Source organism: Serratia sp. CoH_122_TC_1 (assembly GCF_058191755.1).
In genome coordinates, this window is record NZ_JBXWLA010000011.1 from 191702 (window position 1) to 208246 (window position 16545).

Annotated in this window: 26 protein-coding genes, 2 tRNA genes and 1 pseudogene; 14 read left to right on the forward strand and 15 right to left on the reverse strand. The window is 50.3% G+C overall.

Translation table 11 applies throughout. The annotated features are described in order from the left end of the window. The first annotated feature begins 159 nt into the window (after positions 1-159). From osmE to AC2FC2_RS15920, 3 genes are all read left to right on the forward strand, one after another. Complete coding sequence (gene osmE, locus AC2FC2_RS15910) at positions 160-489, forward strand: osmotically-inducible lipoprotein OsmE (RefSeq protein WP_037420878.1); 330 nt, start codon at positions 160-162, stop codon at positions 487-489. A gap of 156 nt (positions 490-645) precedes the next feature. Next, positions 646-733 (forward strand) — tRNA-Ser (locus tag AC2FC2_RS15915). 6 nt (positions 734-739) lie between these two features. Continuing rightward, positions 740-815 (forward strand) — tRNA-Thr (locus AC2FC2_RS15920). A 184-nt stretch (positions 816-999) separates the two neighbouring features. Here AC2FC2_RS15920 and AC2FC2_RS15925 read toward each other — a convergent pair. Beyond that, positions 1000-2157 (reverse strand): acyltransferase family protein, encoded by a 1158-nt coding sequence (locus AC2FC2_RS15925; RefSeq protein ID WP_490659509.1) that lies wholly within the window; start codon positions 2155-2157, stop codon positions 1000-1002. A gap of 502 nt (positions 2158-2659) precedes the next feature. Here AC2FC2_RS15925 and AC2FC2_RS15930 point away from each other — a divergent pair. Further along, a complete protein-coding gene (locus AC2FC2_RS15930; RefSeq protein ID WP_262034064.1) occupies positions 2660-3019 on the forward strand; it encodes a helix-turn-helix domain-containing protein in 360 nt (119 codons plus the stop codon). Between the two features lie 14 nt (positions 3020-3033). Next, positions 3034-3561, forward strand: coding sequence for an ImmA/IrrE family metallo-endopeptidase (locus AC2FC2_RS15935; RefSeq protein ID WP_262034065.1), 528 nt, complete (start codon positions 3034-3036; stop codon positions 3559-3561). 338 nt (positions 3562-3899) lie between these two features. Here the strand turns inward: AC2FC2_RS15935 and AC2FC2_RS15940 are convergent, their stop codons facing one another. The 14 genes from AC2FC2_RS15940 to AC2FC2_RS16005 form a co-directional block, all read right to left on the reverse strand. Next, on the reverse strand, positions 3900-5078 hold the full coding sequence (locus tag AC2FC2_RS15940; protein WP_490659510.1) for a phage integrase Arm DNA-binding domain-containing protein: 1179 nt from the start codon (positions 5076-5078) through the stop codon (positions 3900-3902). Beyond that, positions 5078-5296, reverse strand: a complete 219-nt coding sequence (locus tag AC2FC2_RS15945) for a hypothetical protein (protein WP_013813848.1) — start codon at positions 5294-5296, stop codon at positions 5078-5080. Before AC2FC2_RS15945 ends, AC2FC2_RS15940 begins: the two co-directional genes overlap by 1 nt. Before the next feature lie 47 nt (positions 5297-5343). Further along, complete coding sequence (locus AC2FC2_RS15950; RefSeq protein ID WP_490659511.1) at positions 5344-5925, reverse strand: 3'-5' exonuclease; 582 nt, start codon at positions 5923-5925, stop codon at positions 5344-5346. Then, positions 5922-6401, reverse strand: a complete 480-nt coding sequence (locus tag AC2FC2_RS15955) for a hypothetical protein (RefSeq protein WP_490659512.1) — start codon at positions 6399-6401, stop codon at positions 5922-5924. Before AC2FC2_RS15955 ends, AC2FC2_RS15950 begins: the two co-directional genes overlap by 4 nt. Then, positions 6401-6715 (reverse strand): hypothetical protein, encoded by a 315-nt coding sequence (locus AC2FC2_RS15960; protein ID WP_490659513.1) that lies wholly within the window; start codon positions 6713-6715, stop codon positions 6401-6403. The genes AC2FC2_RS15955 and AC2FC2_RS15960 overlap by 1 nt, the downstream gene beginning before the upstream one ends. A gap of 18 nt (positions 6716-6733) precedes the next feature. Beyond that, on the reverse strand, positions 6734-6994 hold the full coding sequence (locus AC2FC2_RS15965; protein ID WP_490659514.1) for a hypothetical protein: 261 nt from the start codon (positions 6992-6994) through the stop codon (positions 6734-6736). After that, positions 6987-7637, reverse strand: a complete 651-nt coding sequence (locus AC2FC2_RS15970; protein ID WP_490659515.1) for an Eac protein — start codon at positions 7635-7637, stop codon at positions 6987-6989. Before AC2FC2_RS15970 ends, AC2FC2_RS15965 begins: the two co-directional genes overlap by 8 nt. Before the next feature lies 1 nt (position 7638). Further along, positions 7639-7821: a DUF1482 family protein gene (locus tag AC2FC2_RS15975; protein WP_490659516.1), complete on the reverse strand. Its 183-nt coding sequence runs from the start codon at positions 7819-7821 to the stop codon at positions 7639-7641. Next, positions 7821-8354: an HD family hydrolase gene (locus AC2FC2_RS15980; RefSeq protein ID WP_490659517.1), complete on the reverse strand. Its 534-nt coding sequence runs from the start codon at positions 8352-8354 to the stop codon at positions 7821-7823. The genes AC2FC2_RS15975 and AC2FC2_RS15980 overlap by 1 nt, the downstream gene beginning before the upstream one ends. An 84-nt stretch (positions 8355-8438) precedes the next feature. Beyond that, positions 8439-9260 carry a YfdQ family protein gene (locus AC2FC2_RS15985; RefSeq protein ID WP_440505588.1) on the reverse strand — a complete coding sequence of 274 codons (822 nt, stop codon included), beginning with the start codon at positions 9258-9260 and terminating at the stop codon, positions 8439-8441. Positions 9261-9314: 54 nt separating this feature from the next. After that, positions 9315-9686, reverse strand: a complete 372-nt coding sequence (locus AC2FC2_RS15990; RefSeq protein ID WP_142815983.1) for a YfdP family phage-associated protein — start codon at positions 9684-9686, stop codon at positions 9315-9317. A 485-nt stretch (positions 9687-10171) separates the two neighbouring features. Beyond that, positions 10172-10327 carry a DUF3927 family protein gene (locus tag AC2FC2_RS15995; RefSeq protein WP_041416246.1) on the reverse strand — a complete coding sequence of 52 codons (156 nt, stop codon included), beginning with the start codon at positions 10325-10327 and terminating at the stop codon, positions 10172-10174. Beyond that, entirely contained in the window at positions 10324-10749 is a 426-nt protein-coding gene (locus AC2FC2_RS16000; RefSeq protein WP_013813838.1) for a tellurite resistance TerB family protein, read from the reverse strand. Before AC2FC2_RS16000 ends, AC2FC2_RS15995 begins: the two co-directional genes overlap by 4 nt. A gap of 310 nt (positions 10750-11059) precedes the next feature. Next, positions 11060-11674 carry a LexA family transcriptional regulator gene (locus AC2FC2_RS16005; RefSeq protein ID WP_490659518.1) on the reverse strand — a complete coding sequence of 205 codons (615 nt, stop codon included), beginning with the start codon at positions 11672-11674 and terminating at the stop codon, positions 11060-11062. A gap of 88 nt (positions 11675-11762) precedes the next feature. On the opposite strand from AC2FC2_RS16005, the gene AC2FC2_RS16010 reads away from it, so the two are divergent. The 9 genes and pseudogenes from AC2FC2_RS16010 to AC2FC2_RS16050 all read left to right on the forward strand — a co-directional run. Beyond that, the gene (locus tag AC2FC2_RS16010; protein WP_490659519.1) at positions 11763-12023 is read left to right on the forward strand and encodes a hypothetical protein; all 261 of its coding nucleotides are present in this window, start codon (positions 11763-11765) and stop codon (positions 12021-12023) included. Between the two features lie 25 nt (positions 12024-12048). Continuing rightward, positions 12049-12522: a YmfL family putative regulatory protein gene (locus AC2FC2_RS16015; RefSeq protein ID WP_314591628.1), complete on the forward strand. Its 474-nt coding sequence runs from the start codon at positions 12049-12051 to the stop codon at positions 12520-12522. Positions 12523-12587: 65 nt separating this feature from the next. Beyond that, positions 12588-12776, forward strand: coding sequence for a hypothetical protein (locus AC2FC2_RS16020; protein WP_490659520.1), 189 nt, complete (start codon positions 12588-12590; stop codon positions 12774-12776). Beyond that, positions 12773-13450 (forward strand): phage antirepressor KilAC domain-containing protein, encoded by a 678-nt coding sequence (locus tag AC2FC2_RS16025; protein WP_490659521.1) that lies wholly within the window; start codon positions 12773-12775, stop codon positions 13448-13450. Before AC2FC2_RS16020 ends, AC2FC2_RS16025 begins: the two co-directional genes overlap by 4 nt. Before the next feature lies 1 nt (position 13451). Next, the gene (locus AC2FC2_RS16030; RefSeq protein ID WP_490659522.1) at positions 13452-13631 is read left to right on the forward strand and encodes a DUF4222 domain-containing protein; all 180 of its coding nucleotides are present in this window, start codon (positions 13452-13454) and stop codon (positions 13629-13631) included. Continuing rightward, a complete protein-coding gene (locus AC2FC2_RS16035; protein WP_490659523.1) occupies positions 13628-14653 on the forward strand; it encodes a conserved phage C-terminal domain-containing protein in 1026 nt (341 codons plus the stop codon). Before AC2FC2_RS16030 ends, AC2FC2_RS16035 begins: the two co-directional genes overlap by 4 nt. Next, positions 14650-14892 carry a hypothetical protein gene (locus AC2FC2_RS16040; protein ID WP_490659524.1) on the forward strand — a complete coding sequence of 81 codons (243 nt, stop codon included), beginning with the start codon at positions 14650-14652 and terminating at the stop codon, positions 14890-14892. Before AC2FC2_RS16035 ends, AC2FC2_RS16040 begins: the two co-directional genes overlap by 4 nt. Further along, positions 14889-16019, forward strand: a complete 1131-nt coding sequence (locus AC2FC2_RS16045) for a DNA methyltransferase (protein ID WP_490659525.1) — start codon at positions 14889-14891, stop codon at positions 16017-16019. Before AC2FC2_RS16040 ends, AC2FC2_RS16045 begins: the two co-directional genes overlap by 4 nt. 2 nt (positions 16020-16021) lie before the next feature. Further along, positions 16022-16545 (forward strand): annotated as a pseudogene (locus AC2FC2_RS16050) (DUF968 domain-containing protein); the annotation flags it as partial.

Here is a 16545-nt window from a genome sequence, read left to right on the forward strand (position 1 = left end):
GCCGATCGCCGTTAGCTGACGGGCGGTTTTAGGGAGTCACCTGCTGCGTTATCCACAAACGAATGGGAAAAGCGCACCGAGAGATAAAGCGAAATTTGTCGAAAAGCCTTTCTTCTTCTAGAGTTAGGGGACAATAAATGCACTCTAAGAGGACAAGCTATGACGAAGAAGCTGGTTTTAGCCGTTTGCACAGCGGCGGCATTTTCCATCCTGGCTGGCTGTACTGCGTATGACCGTGCCGCCAGTTATGTTGATGAGCCGGTGGTCAGCGACGTAAAAGTAGGGATGACCAAGCAGCAAGTTCGGGCCATTGCGGGCCCACCGTCAACCACGGCTACCCTGGTTCATGCGCAGGGCACTTGCGATACTTATGCTGTGGCACCGCGTGACGGCAAGGTGCAGACCTATTTTGTCAGCTACAACGACACGGGCCATGTAATGAACAAAGGGTATCAGACCTGTTCAGACTATGACTCCCAGCCTAAATAATCTGAGTGTTGTTGAGTAATTGAGCCCCGTTTATGCGGGGTTTTTCATTTTTTAACCACTGATGGTGCGAAGTTTAACCAAACGCACTTTTTCCTGCATTTTTTTGAATGAAACGATAGACATTTCATAACGGTAGCGCTAATATCTGCGCCCATTGGAAGGATGGCCGAGTGGTTTAAGGCAACGGTCTTGAAAACCGTCGAGTGTAACAGCTCCCAGAGTTCGAATCTCTGTCCTTCCGCCAAATTTAGCCGGCTTAGCTCAGTAGGTAGAGCAACTGACTTGTAATCAGTAGGTCACCAGTTCGACTCCGGTAGCCGGCACCATATAAGCAGTACAGACGTTTAACACGTCTACGAACCCCAGTAATCTTAAAGATTGCTGGGGTTTTTTGTTTTCTGGTTTTGTCACAATGAGTGTTGTTGGCCCGGACAAGCCAAGCTTGGGAATAATAAAGAAAAACCCGGCAAGAAAATGCCGGGTCGCTGGGTATAGACTTATCTTCCTTGATTAGTTCGTTACAACAGGACTAGAATTTTTTGCCTCACTGCGACTAATCACATGTTTACCCAGTTTGATACCTGGTTTTTCGATAAACCTATACAGTAGAGCCGCTATCCCATAAGTCAGAGGGATGATAATCGCTGAGGCGGCAATAAATCTCATGAAGGGAGATAACCCAGAAAATTGAGTATTTGACAGCAGGAAGGCGACGACTGGAAGTACGATTAACAAATGCAACAAGTACACGGAGTAGGAAACATCCCCCATGTAAACGCTGACTTTGTTCGTTAGCATCCAGCGAGGGAGGCGTAGCATGTTTTTCCATGTACTCCCTTCGTGTCGAGGCCAAAGAATGGCCGCCATCATTAAAATCATGCCGTTCTGGGCAATCAAGTGATACTTATTCACATCATTTGGCATATATATACTGCCGAAAGCTGCAACTAGCGCAAAAATAACAAACCACATGCTTTTTCTGCGTATGGCTTCAGCTATAAACATGCCGGCAATGAACAAATGTAACTTAATCAGTATCATTGAGGGCATTGGAAAAGTTGCAAAGTAGTTCGGGATTAGGTATTTGGCGAGCGCGCAAAGAACAATGACCGCGAAACAGGCTCGGACAAAGCCCAGCTTCATTACGGCTAACATAATGAAGGGGAATAGGAAATAAAACTGCATTTCCAGGCCGATGCTCCAATCAGGTAGCACGGTATTAAAGGAGAAACTTGGCAGAAAACCAAACAAAAACGTAAGGTGAGTGAATACGTTTAAGAAGGAAGAGTCACTGTAACGCGAGCTGTTTGTTTGAGTTTCGCTGTAAAAATGACCGATAACATCGCGTGCTTCACCAAAATAGTTGCCAAACCCAATGGTTACAATCAGGAGCACGTAGTAAAGCGGTGCGATACGAAAGAAGCGGCGCAGCCAAAATTTTTTGAAGGTAGTCGTTGCAGTCCATGGTTCCTTCTCTTTACGCTCCACATAATTTTTTGCCATCAAGTACCCAGAGAGCAAAATAAACAAATCGACGCCGATTGCTGGATCCGAAAGGATAGGAAAATGGAAACTGGTTAAAATACAAATATGGCCCAAAACAACCCAGAAGGAAGCTAGACCACGCAGCCCCTCCAACTCCTGTGACCATTTTTTAGCAGGTTGCATTGCTGAGCCTCGTGGAACAGTACTTCATTATTGTTATCTGCGTGCAGGTGAACTTTTTGTAGATATTTAGTATAGAAGGACAATTTGAAATGTTCGTTGATATAAAAAAACCAACCACAACGGGTTGGTTTTTCTAAGGATTTTTGGTCGGCATGAGAGGATTCGAACCTCCGACCCCCGACACCCCATGACACCGACACTAAACCGCTGAAAGCCCCGCCACGACTGACTCTCCTCTGTTTTGACTGTTCATACAAACAGTGCATTTTTCGCATAGGTCGGCCTATACACATCAATAAGTTAGGAGGGGGATTTACCACCTTCCTTTCAGCATATTCTGGTAAGTCAGTAAGAAGAAAATGAACTATCATCAGTCAACTTGGTTAACTAGCATTGGATGTGAAAATCAACAAAAATCAGTTGATTTATCATCTTTCGTTTGTTACCTTACAGTCAGAGTCGTGTTGTACCTGACTCTTACGCACATTAGAGAGGCAAAAATATGTTAACGCCGTTTGGTAAGAAAGTTAGGAAATTACGTATAGATGTCGGTGTCACGCTGAAAAGCATGGCTGATGCTATGGGCGTGACCTCGTCTTACCTCTCAGCAATTGAAACAGGAAAACGTGCTGTTACTGATCCTGTATTGAAAAGTATCATTAGTTATTTCACTAATGAGGGTGTTCATGCAGGAGATGAGTTAACGAAAGCAGCACGCGATTCTCAACAATCTGTTGAGATTAATCTTTCGGGTAAGAATCACAATGCTCGTGAAGTAGCGATGGCATTCGCACGCAATTTTGATGAGCTAAATGATGATGAGTTTAAACGTCTACGTGAATTGTTAACTAAAAAACAATAAGTAGGAGGCTCTGTTTGAGCGGACAAGATTATCGAGTGCCACCTTTAAGCCGCGACGCGGTGCGTGGTTTGACAAACAAATTACGCTCGATGCTGAAGATACATGACTTGTATTTTCCCGTAATTGAAATGCTGGAGTTCGCGCTACCGCAGATCTTACCTAACTTTTCGTTTGAAACAGCTTCTGAAAAGGAAATGGGTGGAACTCATGGGCTTACGATGCCTCAGGACTCGCTAATCATTCTTCGCGAGGATGTGTATGAGGGAGCCCATGCTGGTAACGGTCGCGATCGTATGACGGTTGCTCATGAAATTGGACATCTGCTAATGCATAAAAATATTGCTTTTGCACGGGCAGAACCAGGAGTGGAGATTCGTGCATTTGAAAGCAGTGAATGGCAAGCTAAATGCTTTAGCGGAGAGTTGCTCGTACCCTATAGTCATGCAGGATTGTTACGTGGCATGTCCGTAGAAGAAATAGCTGAAGCGTGTGGAGTGTCTGCACATGCAGCAGATTATCAAAAGCAGTTTTTAAAAAAGTAAAAACCCTGACGGCGCCAACCATCAGGGTTTAACCAGGCGATGATACCAAGAGGCATCGCACCATGAACTTCTCAATAAGCAGCCCGAAAATAACACTTCGGTCGAGTAGGTTCAAGGAAAAAATCTCTCTCGGTAAGGAGGTGTTTATGAATGGGTTTGAAGTCAATTGTTTCAAAGGCGGCTCCTAAGGGATTCCGCTGGGTATTCTGCCGCTACCGCAAGGTTCGTGGAAAATCCGCAAAAGTCCTTGATGCGCATGATTATGGCTACGAGGCTTGGGCTTTCTTAGTTCGCTGCTAAGCAAGGATCAATCTAAAGGCACCTTTTGGTGCCTTTTTTTATGCAATTAAAATCTCACCATGAGGAACGACAACCCAATCGATATGGTTCTGTGTATAAATTTTCGTAGATTTTGCATCGCTGTGAGCCATGCGCCCCTGCGGATCTATCCCTTGGTTATCGAACAAGTGTGCGGCTAATGCCCGGATCTCGTGGAACGTTGGGCGCTCTTCCATTTCTAAATGATCGGATAACCCAAGCTGATCCCGCAGCTTTGAAAATGAACGGCTAAGATAGTCAGGTGCTACCTGGGTAGGATGCGCGACTTCTTTGCTGCGTTTTACGTTACGTTCTGGAATGCGGTGTACTATGTACGGGCTGGCCACATTGTCCCGACTGTCGTCAATAATTCGCTTCAACTCATCCCCGATCGGAATCGCTACATGCGAGGCCTCTTTTTTCTGCACTTTCTGGCGGTGTATATAGAGGGTACCGTGAATGCCATTTAACGGTTGGTCCAACCATACGCAACCGCAAACGCCGTTTTTAGGTTCCCGGATAGAATACCGGATCCGTGAAACCTCAAGCCGAGCATGGGTTGTCTGTAATGCTAAATCCATGGCCGTTCTTAACCATGGTGCTGCAGCTCTGCGAATGGCCATAAAATTGTCGAATGACAAACGCTGTCTTTTCTTCTCTTCAACCCTGCGCATTTTCTTCCGGGTGGCTGGGTTATCCAGCATCAGAGATTCATCGACCGCATAGCTGAACAGCTTCTTCAGAAAACTGACTTTACGGTTTTGCACGTTTGCAGATGAGTCAGCGTGGTATTCTTTTATATACGCGTTGACGTGTTCCAGCTCGATATCGCATGCCGGGATCTTGTCGAAAAACTCTTTCACACGGGTCGCATCGTTATTCCAGTCATCCCGGGTGCTCTCGGACGGTTGCTCGTCTTCTATCGCGCGGGCCATAATGCGGTCGACATGCTCAGCGAATGGCAATGCCTCACCTTGAATTCCGCCAGATTCCCGGATCAGCGAGTCGATAGATACTACCGTTTCAGGGCGCATCCTGTTGTTATATTCACGCGCGATAGCAATCGCCATAGCACGATCACTACCGAGTGATTTACGCTTCCCGGTTACAAGAGTGAAGCGATAAACGCCCGTCGCCGTATCAAAATAGAGTAAATCAGGAAGATGCCGATTTTCCCGTCGGCGCGGGCGGGCAGCCACTACGACTCCCTGATCAGTTGATTAACGGCGTGGGAAACTTCGGATTGAACTCCCCAACGCTCTGATGAATAAACCCACGACATACCGTCTATTACCCTTCCTCGAAGTTGTCCGTGCTCAATCCAACGCTTAACGGTGCGTTTATCAGGGATTGAGCCCTCTTCAAATTCACGCTTTAGCCATTTGCTGGCGCGCATCAATTTGTCTTCATTTGCCATGGTTTCTCTCCACACTATAGAGGCCCGCTGCAACGGGCCGGTAAAAATTACAGTTCGGACGGTTGCTGATGGGGGGCCAGTAATCGCTGGTGGATTGCTGAAACATACCGTGCCTGGTGAATGGCATCAGCCAAAGCGTTATGGCGTTCGCCGTCGAATGGCAGATCACGTTTCGGGTCAAAGCCTATCTGCCGACCGAGACTCACCATAGTGCGCACGTCCAAATCGTTATACCAGTTCCAGCATGGCGCCACGCCGCAACGCTCATATGCCCCACGCAGGATGACATTATCGAAGGCGGCACCGTTGCCCCAGACCTTCAGGTACTTCGGCTGCTCGCAACTGAGAGCAACAAAACTGGAGAGGGCATTGAGGGCATCAGCTATTAGCTTCGCCTGGTCATTGGTGATCGCCGCCCGGGCCTCGCTGCTTTGCATCAACCACCAGTTAATGGTGTCGCCATCGGGAACGGCGCCGGCGGCCAGCTCACTGGCAAGATTCACCGCGGTATAGAATTGCAATTGGCTCAGTTCACCGGTGGCGGGGTCGAAGAACACAGCACCGATCGCCACGATTGGCGCTTTGGGCTTGTTGCCCATGGTTTCCAGGTCAATCATCAGGTTGTTCATTGTCCTTCACCTGCCTCATAGCTAAGTTTCATCAGACAATACAGGCGCTCACCTTCATCCAGGCGATACAACTCAGCCCATTCATCCCAGTTTGCAGCCACCACGGCCCATTCTTTACCGTGCTGTGACATGTCACGAATTTTACTTTCCAGCTCCGGCACCGCTTCGACCAGGCGCAGGCAGCGGCCAAAGTCTGCTGGATCGCGTGGGTAATGGTTTTCCGCGATGAATTGGCCAGTAAGGATGGACGCCATATAGAGGCTACTCGCGCCGGTATCATCGCTGGCCAGCCACGCGGACAGGCCCATGCCTTCCGATGTCTTAACTACCGGCTTGGCGAATTCGGCGCAGATACTGTTTGCCGCTTCAGTGATGGCGTTGAACCAGCGTGCCTCAACTCCGTTCCCTGGGTGCTGCCGGTCGATTTCTGTAGAGATCGCCGCGATAAGGCTGATTTGATTTAATCGTATGCTCATCAGTCGTCACCCTCATCAGCCATAACCAACTGCGTATCGTCCGGCACATCTATGGTCAACTGGACGCTGTAACCGCGCTCATGCATGGTGAATGACACCGGCCATGCTGGGACTGGTTTTCCTTTCTCTGCCTGCCCCAGGCCAATTGCCCAGCAGCCATCATCGGTATAGGTGGCGATCACCAATACTTCACCTTCAGACGATTTCAGGTGATAAATCCCCAGTTCGTTGAAGCAACCGATCTCTTCTCGGATCGCGCCTTCAACCTCAAACAGGTCATCGCTGGCGCCATAAAAATTCAGTGTTTTGCTCATGCTGTTTCCTTCAGGGCTTTAGCCCGATTGTTTTGGTTGATAGAACGCATCCATCAGGAAGCGTTTGCCGAGTTTGGTTAATTTCCCGTGCAGTTTCTTCGTGAAGCCGATTTCCACCATGATGGTAGAGAGGGTGTGGCCAGACCATGAGTCACACGCAGCCTTAAGGCACCCTTGCTCTAACATTTTCCGCTTGTTAACCAGGCCAAAGTTGGTGCCGTCGAAAGCTTGCTCGATATACTCATCCGTGATGTGGTCGCAGTTGATTGGCTTAGCCATGCGGTGCCTCATCATCGTCTTCCGCATCAGCGGTATGTGTGAGGTCGTAAAACTGGCCATAGGTAAGCTTCTGGAATTCAACAGGAATGATCACGTCGCCGTGCCCAACCTCGCCGTCGCGCGATTTCGTATTGGGGATGGCGAACAGCAGGCAGTCATCACGCCCGGGGCAGCGGCCGCCGTAGGTACTGAGCATGGGAATACCTTTGGCTGTGCCGGTACCGAATCCGGTGCGCATGATGCCGTAATGGTCGATGATGAACGCCTGCCAAGGTGGCAGGTCCGCCAGCGCGCGGTTGGCTTTGGCGATCGCCACATCCAATTTCTTATTGAACGCGCGGCCTTCTTTGGTATTGCCTTTGCCGCGGGCAAAGACGACAGGGGCACCGTTGAAATAGTCACGCCGCCTGATGGTGGTTTCGCACGGGAATGTGTACTCGGCATCCCACACCAGGTTGACGACGCGGCTTCCTTTATCGCCGAATCCGGAAGAGGTGGTGTGGGCGATCGCACCGAACTCGTCCTGCAGCGCATTGGTTATGGCTATGCGCTTGGCGCCGATGGCGTCAAAGCTCTCAATCAGTGCTTTTATGGCTGGTCCTTCGACTTTGAAATGGTCGAAGTGTTTGGCATTGTCTGTCATGCTACTTGTCCTCCTGGCGCCGCGCCGGGATTACTCCGTCAACCGGCAGGCATTCATACTGCGGTGGTAACTGTTGCTGGTGGATATCTGCCAGGCAGTTGCTTTGATCTGGATACACCCAGCCTTGCGACACGAATTCGCACGGCTGGTACGTGTAGCAGACGAGCAGGAACAGGCCGAACATCACGCAGTCCTCTCGGCGGTCAGCTGGTGGAATCGCAGCATGAACATTGTGCGGGCCTGAATTGGGTTAACGGGGGATACCAGGATATCTTCCGATGGCTGGATACCGTCGAGCATTGGCCATGGGGTGCCGTCGTCCAGTTCCAGATCCCGGCGTTCGGTGGCCAACAAAATGAGGTCAGCGAGTTTGACGATAGGGCTAATGGTTGCAGGCAGATCGAATTTTTGGCGGATCACAAAATCGATACTATTTTCGATGCCGCGATAATCTGGGATAAGTGCTTTCAGTGGAGACGGAATATCTTTGCAATAGGCCTCATGAGCATCATGTAATAATGCCTCTAATGCATATTCTTCCGGTACGATTTTACTCACTAAAACGCAATGTTGGGCGACGCTATAAAATTCAGGTAAGTGCCCAGCAAATCGGCATTCATGGGACAAGGCTTGTGCTGTATCCTCAATGCAAATACTTTCTTTGGTAGGGTTTTTATAATCAAAACGCTTTCCGGTGAATGTTTTAATCCACGACATAAATATTTCTCCACACAGTTTTAGGCAACACTTCACCAAATACCCCATTACTGGGGTATTTGAGGCTGTATTACTGAGGTTTAATTAAGCTTTAAATTTACCGATGAAGGATTCGACTTCAACGCCATCGAACTTGCTGATCAGTAGGTCGCGGAATTCGGCGGCAATTTCTTCCTCCGCTGTTTCCAACTGAACAATTCGCAGCACTAAGATCGGCTTATCACTGGTGATAATGCTGTAGCGCAATTTGAAGGGGCGTTCGCCCAGGCCTTCATAAGGTACGCATTTGAATTCGAAGGCCGCCGGCATAACGTCTTTACTCTTGGCTTCAACGCTTTCCATCAGCGAGCGTTTGCCACTGAAATCGTTCTCTTCATGATCGGAGGTTGAGATTGACTCAATGGTGATGCGGCGAACGGCGCCAACAGCCTGCTTGATATCCAGCACAGTGCCGTCAGCATCAAAGGCCAGCAGGAAATCACGGTTATCTTCCAGCCATTCAGCCAGTTCTTTCTGGCCCTGTTTGCGGCCGTTGATCTCCAGCAGGCCAGTGAATGGCGCTGTTTTCTTCAGGGTAATTGCCGCTTTGTTGTCGGCATGGCCTGGGTTATCCAGAGTGCCCAGATTGAAGATGGTTTCAGCCTGCATGCGATCCGCGTCGATGAAACAGCGGACGCCGGCGCCAGCGTAGTCTGAAGAGTATTTAACGAAGTCTTCAATACTGGTAGTGGTCATGTTTCCACGGAAGCGGAAGCGGTTTGCGTTGAACCCCTCCAGGTTGTGGAGATCGACATCATTCGGTAATACAGCTACAGGACAATCGGTCAGTTCCAAATTCTTGAGTAATGATGCTGCAAGAGTGAGATTTTTAATTTGCTCGATGGCAGAACCGTCTAATTGAGACATAAATATAATCCTATCTATTAATAAAATGACTGTGTTAATGAAAGTGTGGCGTTATTACTGAGCGACGCGTAATTTACCGTCAGTCTTTCCGTCAACAGTAAATAGCTGACCTTGGTCTTCTTGCAGAATTGTCAGCTTGCCACCTTTGCCAACGTACATTGGTGTTTCGGTGGTATCTTCTTCTGAAACTTTCCCGCGCGGGGTAGGGGTAACAAATTTAAGCTGATGCTTAATACCGACACGTTTCTCTTCGACAGAATTGCTTAAGCGGTCAAGGTCAAGGGTAATAACGAGTTTTCCCTTGCCGCCATTATTAAGAACACCCAGCGCAGTAGCGTTTAAAGCTGCTGAGATTTTATTCATAAACACACCGGCATCCAGTTCGCCCAGAAAGTCCGGCACGTTGGTCTTGCGGTCATCACTCATTGAATACTCCTCACACGAAGCGGCGATCGCCGCGGTTTTCTCCACACACCAGGTAGCGCACCGGTACAGGGTTTTTATACTGTGCAAATAGAAAAAGTGATCTGCCCAGTGCGCTACCTGATGTGTAAAAAGGGCGGCCAGCCTACGAACATTATCTTCACCTCCGAGGGGTAGAAGCTCGGCGTGGCCGCCAAAGACTACACACAGCACTAACATGGTTGTGGTGGCCGGCGGACAACGCCCCGAAGTCCACCAGCCAGATCCACAACGGTATGCTCACTCATGAGTTAGGATCCTCCACCGCTCCCAGAACTGAGGGAAAGGGCGAGTGAGCATGCCGTTGTGCGCCGGTCACCCGGCGACGTACACCACTACACAAAAACCAACAACCAACCAGAACGGGATGCAAGCCACAATGCTATAGACCACTGCCTTCCAACCTTTGGCGCTCATGATTGCCTCGTTGCGCCCCGTAGGGCGCGGTATTACTTTTTGGTTTTCAACATTGGCCAGGCTATGGCCATTATCCCCGCAACCAGCACCCCATCAGCTACCATCGACATCAGACGGCTGGTGAAGTCGACAGCAACGACCAGAAATAACAGCAGGCCGATGCCAACCCACCGCAATTTGGTAATCACAGGTACTGATCCAGAGACAGCTGCAGGGCCTGAGCAATTTTCTTCAGCTGCTTTTCTTCTTCATCACCGATGCCATCGTTATCGGCGACATCCAGGCACAGACACAGGACGTCGACGGCATCAGGGGTGCCAGCCACATCTTCCAACTCACGCAGAGCCTGAGCGTTTGCACTGCGCGGTGACGCTTCATAACGAGCACGGATATTGCTGCTCATCTGGGCAATCTCACCGGCGAACGGGGCGAAAGCTGGCAGGGCGCTGATGGTTTTCTCCAACACCGAAATTTCTTTCGCGTCACAGGTGCCATCGGCATAGGCGATCGAGTAGGCGCCCCATACGGTTGCCTCAACGGCATCGCGGTTTTCCATTTTCTTGACTTCAACAACTGCTTTGCGGGCTTTCTTCTTGAAAATACCGAACATGTGAATTCCTCTTTGGCTGGGTAAGAAACTGCTTGCTGAGTATGACTCTCTAATTTGAAGAGGTCGCGTTATGAGGAAACTATAGACTGTCGCGATTTGCGGAGCAAGCGAAAGAGCCAAATTATTTGTAAATGCCAAAAAACAAGTGTATAAATATACAGTATAAATTATTTTGAATACATTTAATCAATAACTTATGGGTGCGTTATTGGTTTGCAGGGGTGCTTATGGGGATGTTTGAACTCAGGCGAGTTAGTGGTGGGGTATACGAGAGGGTAGCCCGCGAAGAAGAACCTCCGCAGGCTGATAATCAGTTACGCATTCTTCGGCTTAAGAAAACTACAACGCCGATCATTTCAACGCCTGCCCCAATTTCTATTAAAGGAACTCGCTGATCATCGACACCGAGAAATTTTTTTCCAGCGACTTCTAAGTATTTGAATACTGAAATTTCATTTTGAACTTTTGCAGCAACAAAATCTTTCGAAACGGGTGCTATTTTGGCGTTAACTATGACGGTAGTTCCCGCAGGTGCTACCTCACAACCGCTATCTTTTTCAATAAGATATGCGCGATTGTTTAACCCTACATCACCAGGCACTGTTATTGTCTCATCTGTCTGCCCGTCTTTATTCCATATCGGGACCAAAGCTTCGTCTTTGTTAGAAATATGGGGTGCTGGTTTAAAATCTTCTGGTTCACCGAAGAGTAACCACCGGGAAGTAACCCCAAGAGCCTTGGCGAGCATGCTGATCTCATCAAGCTTTGGTTCTCTATCTCCGCTTAGCCAACCACTTACCGTTGATCTCCCTCTACCAATTCTTTCAGCAATAGCTTCATGTGAAATCTTCTGTTGAGCGGCTAAATCTCTGGCTCGTTCGTACCAATGCATAAATAAATTACCTATCTGGTTACTTTCTAACATGGTCGCACATCGCGGAATTCCATTCTGTTGACTATTGAAGAATTAATGCGGATACTAACTCCGAGAATTGCGACCATGAGAAGCCCGTATGACCCCTTTAATGAAATTCAAGCAAGAGAAGAAACTGACTCTCAAAGAGCTTTGTGTGCTCTTGGGTGAAACTACTGCCTACGAGAAAGCTTTGGGTGATGTGGTTAATGGAAAGCGTGAGGTACCTGTAGCCAAGGCCCTTAAGTGGGCGGAAAAAACAGGAATTCATCCTCATAAACTTCGGCCAGACATTTATAAATCCAGCCATTTTCAAAACAAATTTAAACCACCGGCAAAGAATATCTCTGTAGCTCCATAAATGTAACTACCAAAGGAAAAACAACATGGTAGAGCCAAATTTGAAAGATGTAGTGAAGGGCATGTGTAAGGCGGTAGCTGGTGGCCGATCGGCGATGGCCGGCGCTCTGGGCATGTCTGAGACGGCTTTTAACAACAACCTGTACGAGAAGAACGGCTGCCGCTTCTTCGAGATCGGGGAGTTGGAAGCAATGGAAGATATTTCCGGTACCAACCTGCTAACCGAATATTTCGCCCGGCGCCGCGGTTTGCTGGTGGTGGAGATCCCGGCCCTGGAAGAATTGGACCAGGTGGAATTGTTCAGCAAAAGCATCCGCACCGCCGCGCACCGTGGCCATGTGGATCAGATCATTCAGGAGTCTCTTGCAGATGGAGTCATTGATGAAAAAGAAGCTGCCCAGATTATGCGCTATCACACAAAGCATCTGCAGGCGCGTGATGCAGAGGTTAGGGCTGTGCTGGCGCTGTTTGGCAAAAAAGCCAAATGCCAGAAAGGTTGACGCCCAGAGGTTGCAGCCGCTGGGCGTCGGGGTGCGAGTAAATCAGTGTGTGGAGAAATAATCGCATGAGCAATTTAACCAGAAATTCAATGGTGCCGCAAATCCGCTGCCGTGCAATGACTGGCGGTAAATCTGCGTCGCCGTTCCGGTATGAAGTAAATGTAATGGGTCGGTGGATTGCCAGCAACTACCAGTTTGCGCGCTGGGTGGTAGATAGCGGTCACTGGCTGGCCCGGAAGCAGGAGGGTGTATGAACCAGCTAACTAACTCCGTATTGCCAACCATGAGCAGCCGCGAGATCGCCGCTTTGGTTCAGAGCAACCATTCAGATGTGAAGCGCTCGGCAGAACGTCTCCATGCAGCTCATCTTTTAACCCAGCCGTTGGCTGAGTTCGAATTTGTCCACAATGGGAACACTTACACCGAGTACCGTTTCAATAAGCGTGATTCTTTGGTGCTAGTTGCCCGGCTTTCCCCTCAATTCACTGCCGCTGTGGTTGACCGCTGGCAGGAACTGGAAGAAGGGCGGAGCCCGTCGGTACCTCAATCACTGCCTGAAGCGTTGCGTCTGGCCGCCGATATGGCCGAACAGAAAGCCGCCCTAGAGCAGAAGGTGCAGGCCGACGCGCCGAAAGTGGCCTTTGTCGATCACTACGTCGACGCCAGCGGTGCCAAGAGCCTGCGTGAGACAGCCAAAATCCTGAACATGCCAGAGAAGGCGATGATTGAAGCGCTGATCCGCGATCGGGTGCTGTTCCGACAGTCCAATAACCTCCTTCCGCATTCGCAACGTCAGCGAGAGGGGCTGCTTACCGTAAAAACGGGCACCTCCGACCATTCAGGCCATGCCTATACGCAAACACGCGTGACGCCGCGCGGCATCCAATGGATCGCTGAGCGCTACGCCTCTGAGCTGATGGTGGGCTGATATGGCGAACTTACCTATTCAGGCTGGCTACCATTACCGCGACCGCAATCACTCAGTGGTACTGGTGCACAGCACGGATCCGGAGCGTGAGACGGTTACATGCAGCCCGGTAGGGCAAGAATGGGCGATCACCACGGCGATGATTATTTTCCGGTCACGATTTATCAGGTTTGAATTATGAGTACAAAACTAACCGCATACGTGTGGGATGGCTGCGCGGCGGCAGGTATGAAGTTGTCCATGGTTGCCATCATGGCGCGTCTGGCCGACTTTTCCTCTGATGAAGGGCTGTGTTGGCCGTCTGTAGGGACTATTGCCCGCCAGATCGGCGCCGGTGAAAGCACCGTACGCACTGCACTGGCAAAGCTGGAAAAGGATGGCTGGATCACTCGTCAGCAGCGTAGGAAAGGCAACCGCAACGCTTCCAACATGTACCAGTTGAATGTGGCTCAGCTTCGTGCCGCTGCAAATTATCACCCTCCAGAATCTGACACCTCAAAATCTGATGCGTCAAAAACTGACACTTCAAAATCCGACGGGTCAGAATCTGGCAAAAATGGGACTTTTGACCCGTCAGAATCTGGGGGGGATCCGTCAGTAAATTCAAAACAAGATCCATCAGATAGTAAAACCCTTTGTCAGCCTGCTGCGCAGACCGACCCAGAAATTGAAATTACTGATCAGGCTAAACAAGTTCTCAAACACCTGAATCAGGTCACTGGCTCACGTTACCAGCCAGCCAAGGGCACGCTGGAGAATATCCGAGCCCGGCTGCGTGAACAGCATAGCGTGGCAGAACTTTGCCTGGTGGCCGATTACAAACAGGTTCACTGGGGCAGCATGGCAGACATGGCGGAATACCTGCGCCCGGCAACGCTTTACCAGCCAAGCAAGTTTGAGGGTTACCTGCTGAGTGCCAGCAAGTGGGATAAATCGGGCCGCCCTCCGTGCGTTAACGGCAAGTGGCTGAAACCTGGCGAATCGGCGGAACCCGTCGATCACACCGAACGTGATGCGGCATTCCTACGTTTCCTTGGAAGAAAACTACAACTTAAACACCCGAGTGCACTCGAGCTGTTGGTTCGTGGAGAAGCGAGCAAAGCCGGTGTCCGGGCAATCCGCAATGCTGATTATTGCCTGTCCACGTGGAACCGTATCTGGGCTGACTGTGCTCAACGCCTGAATGGAGGTAAAGCAGCATGAAACCAGCAACACATCAAATTTTAGGCGTCACCGTATTTCCGCTGGTGGCCGTGCTGCAACAGGTTCGCCGCTGGTGGTCATTACGGTATTTGCGCGGGCATTGGGCTGATGATCAGGATCTGCTCCGTATCGCCCGGGAACGCAACTGGGTGCGCGTCCTGACCCAATTCAACATCGAGGCGCGTTATCGCTTAATCAAGCTGCTGGCAGCCGCTGAACAGCAAAGGGGGATCCTGTGATTTATCAACTCAATGTAGGCCGCTGTGAGGATGTTCTCTGCGGTATGGCTGATAACTCTGTTGATTCCATTGTCACTGATCCGCCGTATGGACTGAGCTTCATGGGTCATAAATGGGATTACCAGGTACCGACTGTTGACCAGTGGGCTGAATGCCTTCGTGTGCTTAAGCCAGGTGGCCACTTGCTGGCATTCGGTGGGGCACGGACTTATCACCGCCTGGTGGTTAACATCGAAGATGCCGGCTTTGAGATCCGCGATCAACTGATGTGGATTTATGGCAGCGGCTTCCCGAAGTCGAAAAACCTCACCGGTGATAACCAGGGGAAGGGTACCGCCTTAAAACCCGCGCATGAGCCGATCGTAATGGCCCGTAAGCCACTGGTAGGCACGGTAGAGGGTAATGTTGTCCAGTTTGGCACTGGTGCATTAAATATCGATCTTTGCCGGATTCCAACAGAGGAATCTTTAACAGGTGGCGCTGGTGGCCTGCTGTCGCATGTGCGTGAGGACAAGGCGCCAGAAGAAGGTGAATGGCAGCCTGATCAGTTGGGGCGCTGGCCAGCCAACATTATTCACGATGGCAGCGAAGAGGTGATCACCGAGTTTCCGCAAAATGCCGGTGCCCGGGCGCCAGTGAAAGGAACCGAACCAACAACCAATGGTTTCAGCGGCCCTGTGAAGTTTGGCGGCATGATTGATCGGGTTGCCAGTTACCACCATGGTGATCAGGGTAGTGCTGCGAGATTCTTCTATTGTGCAAAGGTCAGTAAATCTGAGCGAGATGAAGGGATGGAGCGCTTTGTACCGTACACGGCCAGTGATATGACCGGCGGAAGAAAGGAGGGCAGTGCTGGCCTGAATGACCCTCGCGCGGGTGCCGGGCGTACTGGTGGTGCCAGGAATAACCATCCAACGGTGAAGCCTGTAGAACTGATGCGTTACCTTTGCCGGTTGATCACCCCTGCCGGTGGTGTCGTGCTGGATCCGTTTATGGGGTCAGGGTCCACTGGTAAAGCCGCGTTACTCGAAGGTATGGGATTTATCGGTATTGAGCTGGATCCTGACCATCTGACAACGGCCGCGGCGCGTATTGCGCATTCCGCTAAGGCGGTCAGTGGATTATGAGGATGTTACTTACCCCTTACCTGCAGCGTGAACTGGGCGTGGTGTTGCTGCGCCCAGGCAGTGAATTGCTGCATTATTTCAGTGGCCGTGCGCGGCTGCTGATCGCCAGTGAGTCGGACGAGTTAAAACCTCTGCCTTCCGGCCTGCTACCAGCAGTAGAACAGAGCCTGGCGGCCGACCTGCGGTTGTCCTCTTTCTTCCAACATGATCGGGTTATCAACGCTGCTGGTGGAGTTGATGCATTGAGTGCATGGTTGAAGCGAGGCACAGAATGCCAGTGGACCGCCGGCGAAGATTACCACCACCATAATATGGACATCCTGAACTATGACGGCCGCCCAGTCCGCCTGTGCTGGCACCATGAGCACCGCTTGCGGGAACAAACGTTGCCGGAGCTGGATGCCATCGCTGCGCAGAACGTGGCGGACTGGGTAGTCTACCGTGCCCGTTCTCATTTCATGTTTGGTGAAGACCACCAGCTAAGTCTGCCGGAGTTGTGTTGGTGGGCGGTGCTGAAAGAAGTGTC